Consider the following 7,242-nt stretch of genomic DNA (forward strand, 5'->3'; position numbering starts at 1 on the left):
CTGTTCTCGGCATTCGTGTTCTTCATGCCGAACAGCCTTGGTGAAGCCGACAACTACATTCCGGCCAACCCGCTTTCCACGCCGGCGCACATCGTCCCGGAATGGTATTTCTGGCCCTTCTACGCCATCCTGCGCGCCTTCACGGCCGATTTCCTCGGCGTGCCGGCAAAGCTGTGGGGCGTGCTCGCCATGTTCGCTTCGATCCTGTTGTTGTTCTTGCTGCCTTGGCTGGACACGTCGCCGGTCCGGTCGAATAGCTATCGCCCGTTGTCGCGCATCCTGTTTTGGGTGTTTGTGGCAGTCGCACTGGCCTTGGGCGTGTGCGGCGGTGCCCCGGCCGAAGAGCCCTATCTGCGGGCCAGCCAGATCCTCACTGCCTATTATTTCGCTCACTTCCTGATCATCTTGCCGATCGTCTCCAAGCTGGAGAAGACCACGCCGCTGCCGAGTTCGATCTCTGAAGCCGTGCTGGCCAAATATGGCAAGACCAGTGGTGCCAAGGCCGGCGGTGCATATTCTGCACAGCCCGCTGAGTAAGGAAAAGCCATAATGATCCGTCTCGGCGCTCTCGCCATCGGCCTACTGTTTGTGATCAATGCGCTGTGGGGGGCTATCGCCCCCCGCGATGCAGTGTCCGAAGACATGGCCAAATCGCTCCTCAAGCATCCCAAGCACATGGAATGGGCGCACAACGGCCCTGGCAATATCGGCATCCTTGGCACGTTTGATCGTGCCCAGCTGCAGCGTGGGTTCCAAGTGTACAAGGAAGTGTGTTCGGCCTGCCACTCGATCAACCGTGTCGCATTTCGTGATCTCGCTGGTCTTGGTTTCAACGAAGGCCAGATCAAGACGATCGCTGCGGAATATGAAGTGCCTTCAATTGATGGCAACGGTGAGCCGACTACGCGTAAGGCTTCAGGCGCCGACAAGTTTCCATTGGTCTATGCCAACGAGGCTGCGGCGCGCGCTGCTCAGAACGGTGCCAACCCGCCGGATTTGTCGCTGATGACCAAGGCGCGTCCGGACGGCACAAACTATGTCTATTCGCTGCTCACCGGCTATTCCGATGATGTGCCGAAGGGTTGGACCAAGCCTGAAACGCTTTACTACAATCCGTATTTCCACAGCATCAACATCGCCATGCCGCCGCCGCTCGCCGGTGATGGCCAGGTGGCTTACACCGACGGCACGCCGGCAACGGCCGACCAATATGCCAAGGACGTAACCGCGTTCCTGACGTGGACGGCCGAACCCAAGCTGGAAAACCGCAAGGAAACTGGCGTCGCGGTCATCCTGTTCCTGATCGTCATGACCGGGCTGGGCTATTTGACCTACCGCAAGGTTTGGGCCGACGTGAAATAAAACAGCGTGCAAGCTGTTGGTGCGAATTTGCGGCGGCTTCCATGTTAGGAGGCCGCCGCTTTTTCTTATGCTGTATTGGCCGTGGGGGAGGACAAGGTGAGCGACATCGATCTGGCCGCATTGGTGCGCACCATCCCGAATTATCCCCACGCCGGCATATTGTTTCGGGATATTACCACGCTGCTGCTGAACGGGCCGGGCTTTGCCCAGTGCATCGCACAGATGGCGGCCAGCATCACCGATTTGCCTGACTGCGTCGCCGCCATCGAGGCCCGCGGTTTCATCTTCGGCGCGGCATTGGCGCAGTCAATGGGCATCGGGCTGGTGCTGCTGCGCAAGCAGAACAAGCTGCCCGGGCGCGTTGTGGGCATTAATTATGCGCTGGAATATGGCATCGATCGCATCGAAATGCATGACGATGCGGTGCGCGCCGGGCAGCAGGTGTTGCTGGTGGATGATCTGATCGCCACCGGCGGCACGGCTTTGGCGGCTGTGGAATTGTTGCGTGGTGCCGGCGCCGTGGTCACGCAGTCCGTATTTGCGATTGATCTGCCTGATTTGGGCGGCGGGGCGCGATTGCGCGCCGCCGGCGTAGCAGTGCATGCCCAAATGGAATTTGCCGGGGCCTGATGTGCGCGTGCCTGCCCGGTGCACGCTGGCGTGAGCCAGCGCGCCGCGCTTATTTCACGCGTTGCTTGCGGGCCGCATAACGCGCGTCGCGGGCGGCTTTCTGGGCCGCATCCCGCGAAATCGCGTCCAGCCGTGCCTGATCGGCGGCTTTTTCGCGCTGCAATTCGCGGGTTTTCTTTTCCTCGGCCTGTTCGCGCGCGCGCTCGGCACGGGCAGCCTTGGCCTCGGCTTCCTTTTGGGCGCGCTTTTCGGCCCGCACCTTGCTGGCTGCGAGCGATTCTTCGCTGGGCGGGGCAGCTTGCTTGAATTTTTCGAGCTTGGCCTTGCGTGCGTCAGCCGCCGTCTTGGCGCGGTCGTTGTGGTCTGGAAGTTTGAACATGCGCCGCTTTAACCGCTCTGCCGGCAGGCCGCAACACTCAAGGCATTCGCTGTGACGGGAGCAGCGCCTTTCCCCTTAATGCCAACAGGCTTTGCGCCGCCCCAGCGTTGCGGTAGCAATAGCAGGATGGTTACGCCCGCTCTGTCTCGACCGTTGCTGCCGCGGGTTCGCATGGCAGCTGCGGGCATCGCCATGCTGGTTGGCTCCGCGCTGCTTGCGCAATATGCGTTGAACATTGCCGAACGCGCGAGCCACCCGGCAACGGAGCTTGTCCTGTTTTATGGCTGGTTCACCATCTGGACCAACACGGCAGTGGCTTTGATTGCTATGCACGCCGGGTTCAACGGCCGCGCGGCAGGGCTGGCGCATCCGGCCCTGCTGGCCGCAAGCGCGGTGTGGATCATCGTCGTCGGCATTGTCTACAACACGCTGTTGGCCGGGCTGAATCCGCCGCCAACCTTGCCGCGGCAGATCATCAACATGATTTTCCACATCATATCGCCGCTGGCGTGGGCGGGATGGTGGCTTTGGCTGCGCCCGGCGGGATTGCTGGCGTGGCGGCATCTGGCGGCGGTGTTGCCGCTGCCCCTGGCCTATTGCGCATTTGCGCTGTGGATGGGGGCAACAACCGGCCACTATGCCTATTTCTTCATTGATGTCAGCCTGCTGGGTTGGGCCCAGACGACCGTGAACATCATCGGATTTTCGGCGCTGTTTGCCGGATTGATGGCGATGGCGATCGGCTGGGACCGACGCAAACTGGCCTGAAGCCGAAATCCTGGGGAGGACAAGATGCATCCATTTCACCACGCCGCAGCGCAGGCGGATACGCCGGCAATCATCATGGCCGGCAGCGGCCAGATGCTCAGCTATGGCCAGCTTGAGGCGGAATCCAATCGCGTTGCACATTTGTTGCGCGGGCTTGGCCTGATGCGCGGCGATACGATTGCGCTGCTGATGACCAACGAGATCGATTATCTGCCGATCTGCTGGGCAGCGCAGCGATCGGGCCTGATTTTTGTGGCGATGTCGACCAAGCTGAACGCCGATGAAGCCGGCTACATCGCTGCGGATTGCGGTGCGAAAGTGATCTTCTGTTCGCCGGCACTGGCGGAGATCGCAGTGGCGGCCACCCCTGGATTGCCGCTCGGCGCGCGGCTATGCACCGGCGCTGGTGCCGCCGGATGCGTGCGACTGGCCGATGCCGTGGCTGGATTGCCGATCACGCGCATCGCCGATGAAAGCACCGGTCGCGACATGCTGTATTCCAGCGGCACCACCGGCCGGCCAAAGGGCGTGCGCGGGCCGCTGCCGGAAGGGCCGATCGACCAGGTGGATGGCCTGTCTGGCCTGGTGGCGGCGCTGTACCAGTTTGCGCCGGGCATGATGTATCTGTCGCCGGCCCCGCTCTATCATGCTGCGCCGCTGCGCTATTGCATGGCGGTGCACAAGTTCGGCGGCACCGTGGTGGTGATGGAGAGGTTCGATCCGGAAACCTATCTGGCGCTGGTCGAACGCTTTGCGATCACCCACAGCCAACTGGTGCCGACGATGTTTGTGCGCATGCTCAAACTGCCCGCGGATGCGCGCACCCGTCATGATCTGTCGTCGATGAAAGTGGCGATCCATGCCGCCGCGCCGTGCCCGGTGGACGTGAAGCACGCCATGCTGGATTGGTGGGGGCCAGTGATCTACGAATATTACAGCGCCACCGAAGGGGCTGGTTTCACGGCAGTTTCGCCGCAGGAGTGGTTGGCGCGGCCCGGCACTGTTGGCAAAGCTATCCTCGGCGAAATCCGCGTGCTCGATGATGATGGCAATCTGCTTGGCCCGAACCGGACGGGGCGGATCTTCTTCCACGGCGGCGGATCGTTCAGTTACCACAATGACCCCGCCAAAACCGCGAGCGTTATGAGCGATCATGGCGCGACATTCGGCGATATCGGCCATGTCGATGAAGATGGTTTCCTGTTCCTGACCGACCGCGCGGCGTTCATGATCATTTCCGGCGGGGTGAACATCTATCCGCAGGAAGCCGAAAGCGCGCTTACTCTGCATCCCGAAGTGGCCGATGTCGCGGTGTTCGGCATCCCCGATGAATTGATGGGCGAAGCCGTGCATGCGGTGGTGCAACCGCGCGACATGGCCCGTGCCGGGCCTGAGCTGGAGGCGGAACTGATCGAATTCGTACGCGGGCGTTTGAGCCATGTGAAATGCCCCAAACGCATCGATTTTCGCGCTGAACTGCCCCGGCACGATACCGGCAAGCTCTACAAGCGGCTGTTGAAGGATGAATATTGGGCCAAAGTCGGCTGATCTTGCTCTGCTCGCCCGGCCTGTTATGCCGGGGCATGGCAATGCGTTTCTTCCGTCTGGTGCTTGCGCTGCTGCTAGCGGCGCCCGCCCTTGCCGCTCCCGCGATGTGGGTGGTGGAAGGCGGCCAGTTGAACGGGCGGGGGCACATCACGCTTTATGGTACGGTGCACGCGCTGCCGCCTGGGCAGGATTGGTTCAGCCCGGCCGCACGCACCGCATTCACCGCCGCAGACCTGTTGGTGGTGGAAGTGGCGGATAGCGGCGATCCGGCTGTCATGGCCGCCGCCGTGCAGCGCACGGGGCTGCTGCCTGATGCGTTGCCGCTGGCCAGCCGGCTGCCGCCTGCCTTGCGCCCGGCGCTGGCGCAAATCCTGGGCAGCTTGGGCCTGTCCGCTGACAGCCTCGATCGCCTGAAAACCTGGCTGGCGGCCATCAGCCTGTTGGCAGCGGATCTGGCGCGCAGCGGTATCGATCCCGCCGCCGGTGTCGATCGCAGCCTGATCGGCATGGCCGTTGCAGCCGGCAAGCCGGTCACCGGTCTGGAAACCGCAGAATATCAGCTAGGCCTGTTCGATGCGCTGCCTGAAACGGAACAACGCCTGTTGCTGAGATCGACAGTGAGCGATGCCGGCGCGGCGCAGGAGGAAATCCGCGCGCTGCTCAAGGCATGGCTGGCCGGTGATGTCGAGCGGATCCGAGTGGAGTTTGACGATGGCAGCCTGTCGGCCGAGCTGGAGGCTGCCCTGCTCACGCGCCGCAATGCCGCGTGGGCGGATTGGGTGGCAGCGCGCCGGGACCAGCCAGGGCAGGTGTTTGTGGCCGTTGGCGCGGCCCATCTGGCGGGGCCGGGCAGCCTGATTGCACTGCTGCAAGCGCGCGGCCTGACGGTGCGGCGGGTGGAATGACGCGGCTGTTGCCGATGTTGGTGCTGCTGGCGATCACGGGTTGCACCAATGCGCCGGACAAGCAAGAATCGCAGACGGTGGTTGCGCAGTTTCACAGCGCGGTGAATGCGCAGGATATCGCGGCGATCGACGCTCTGCTCACCCGGTCGACGCGCGAATTGCGGCCCGGTGTCGGCACTGCGCGCGCCTTTGCCAAGCTGATGCAGCGCCATGGCCGGTATATCGATGGACATGCCGGACCAATCGACCGGCATGAGGGCCGCACCCGTATCAACTGGCAGGCGCGCTATGTTAACGGGCCGGTGAACGAGCAGTTCGTGCTGATGCATGAGGCTGGCGTGGTAAAGATCGAAGGCTATACCGACGACCCCCGGCTCTGATGCAGACAGCCTGTCCTACACTGGCCGGCGCTGCTATGTTTGGAAAATATTGATATCATTCCGGTCTTTGAAGTTTTTGGCGCGATTTCAGTTCTTTAACGCGCCAGAATCGTAAAAACTGTCAAAACTGGTGCGCTGCTGCGGCCGGCGCTGCGGCAATGCTTGCCTTTTCCCGCCGCTTCGCTTAAGCGCCCCCGTTCGCGTGGTCGCACCCATTTTCGCATCCCTGGAGGCGGGGCGGCCCTCGAATACACAATCAGGAGCGAGCAATGAGCATTACCGTGAAGCTCGCGGCCGAAATTCGCGCCAAGGCAGGCAAGGGAGCCTCCCGCGCGATCCGCCGCGAAGGCCGAGTCCCAGCCGTGATCTATGGTGCGGGTGAAGCCGCAACCACAGTCCATGTTGAAGAAAAGATTCTGGTGCGGCTGCTGTCCACCGGCCATTTCATGAGCGCTGTCGTCGAATTGGAGCTGGATGGTGCCATCATCCGCACCTTGCCGCGCGATGTGGCGTTTCACCCGGTCAGCGATCGGCCGATCCATGTCGATTTCCTGCGTCTGACGGGCAGCTCGATGGTCACCGTCACGGTGCCGGTGCATTTCGTAGGCCAGGACGAATCGGCTGCGATAAAGATGGGCGCAATGCTGAACATCGTTGCCCACGAAGTGAAGCTCGATTGCCCCGCCGACAACATCCTTGATGAGGTGACGGTGAATGTTGCTGGCCTGGCCATCGGCGCATCGATCCACATCGGCGATGTCGCGCTGCCGGAAGGCGTGAAGCCGCACGGCCGGGAAACCGGCCTGACCATCGCCACCATCGTTGCGCCTAAGGCAATGCGCAGCGGTGAAGCAGAAACCGCCACAGCCTGAGCATCCGGGCCGCGCCCTGCCACGGCAGGGGGCGGCCCACGCTTTTTAGATCGGGGCTAGCCGGCGATGCAGATCATTGCCGGTCTCGGCAATCCCGGCGCGCAATATGCGCTGCACCGGCACAATATCGGCTTCATGGCGATTGACGCCATCGCGGCGCGCTGGGCCATCGGCCCGTTCAAGCCGCGCTTTCAGGGCCTTGCCGCCGAAGGCCGCATCGGCAGCGAACGCGTGCTGCTGCTCAAACCCGCGACATTCATGAACGACAGCGGCCGCAGCGTTGCGGAGGCGGTGCGCTTCTTCAAGATCGATCCGGCGGCGGCGTTGACCGTGCTGTATGATGAGCTTGATCTCGCGCCGTTCAAGCTGCGCATCAAGCACGGCGGCGGCGCGGCGGG

Annotated in this window: 10 protein-coding genes; 9 read left to right on the forward strand and 1 reads right to left on the reverse strand. The window is 62.6% G+C overall.

Features of this window, described 5'->3' with window-relative positions; all coding sequences use genetic code 11:
- From ABWP50_RS08240 to ABWP50_RS08250, 3 genes are all read left to right on the forward strand, one after another.
- Positions 1-537, forward strand: a 537-nt coding sequence (locus ABWP50_RS08240; protein ID WP_502951010.1) for a cytochrome b family protein, incomplete at its 5' end; no start/stop codon positions are given.
- 12 nt (positions 538-549) lie between these two features.
- Complete coding sequence (locus tag ABWP50_RS08245) at positions 550-1,362, forward strand: cytochrome c1 (RefSeq protein ID WP_353217517.1); 813 nt, start codon at positions 550-552, stop codon at positions 1,360-1,362.
- 96 nt (positions 1,363-1,458) lie between these two features.
- The gene (locus tag ABWP50_RS08250; RefSeq protein ID WP_353217518.1) at positions 1,459-1,992 is read left to right on the forward strand and encodes an adenine phosphoribosyltransferase; all 534 of its coding nucleotides are present in this window, start codon (positions 1,459-1,461) and stop codon (positions 1,990-1,992) included.
- A 49-nt stretch (positions 1,993-2,041) separates the two neighbouring features.
- Here the strand turns inward: ABWP50_RS08250 and ABWP50_RS08255 are convergent, their stop codons facing one another.
- Positions 2,042-2,371: a DUF6481 family protein gene (locus ABWP50_RS08255; RefSeq protein WP_353217519.1), complete on the reverse strand. Its 330-nt coding sequence runs from the start codon at positions 2,369-2,371 to the stop codon at positions 2,042-2,044.
- Positions 2,372-2,542: 171 nt separating this feature from the next.
- Here ABWP50_RS08255 and ABWP50_RS08260 point away from each other — a divergent pair, with 171 nt between their 5' ends.
- The 6 genes from ABWP50_RS08260 to pth all read left to right on the forward strand — a co-directional run.
- Positions 2,543-3,139, forward strand: a complete 597-nt coding sequence (locus tag ABWP50_RS08260) for a Pr6Pr family membrane protein (protein WP_353217520.1) — start codon at positions 2,543-2,545, stop codon at positions 3,137-3,139.
- Positions 3,140-3,163: 24 nt separating this feature from the next.
- Positions 3,164-4,687, forward strand: coding sequence for an acyl-CoA synthetase (locus tag ABWP50_RS08265; RefSeq protein WP_353217521.1), 1,524 nt, complete (start codon positions 3,164-3,166; stop codon positions 4,685-4,687).
- 35 nt (positions 4,688-4,722) lie between these two features.
- Positions 4,723-5,592, forward strand: coding sequence for a TraB/GumN family protein (locus tag ABWP50_RS08270; protein WP_353217522.1), 870 nt, complete (start codon positions 4,723-4,725; stop codon positions 5,590-5,592).
- Entirely contained in the window at positions 5,589-5,972 is a 384-nt protein-coding gene (locus tag ABWP50_RS08275) for a hypothetical protein (protein ID WP_353217523.1), read from the forward strand. The genes ABWP50_RS08270 and ABWP50_RS08275 overlap by 4 nt, the downstream gene beginning before the upstream one ends.
- A 269-nt stretch (positions 5,973-6,241) precedes the next feature.
- A complete protein-coding gene (locus ABWP50_RS08280; RefSeq protein WP_353217524.1) occupies positions 6,242-6,844 on the forward strand; it encodes a 50S ribosomal protein L25/general stress protein Ctc in 603 nt (200 codons plus the stop codon).
- Between the two features lie 66 nt (positions 6,845-6,910).
- Positions 6,911-7,242: aminoacyl-tRNA hydrolase (gene pth / locus ABWP50_RS08285; RefSeq protein ID WP_353217525.1), on the forward strand; the 332-nt coding region annotated here is incomplete at its 3' end.

It is taken from the genome of Sandarakinorhabdus sp. (assembly GCF_040398645.1).
Taxonomy (GTDB): Bacteria; Pseudomonadota; Alphaproteobacteria; order Sphingomonadales; family Sphingomonadaceae; genus Sandarakinorhabdus.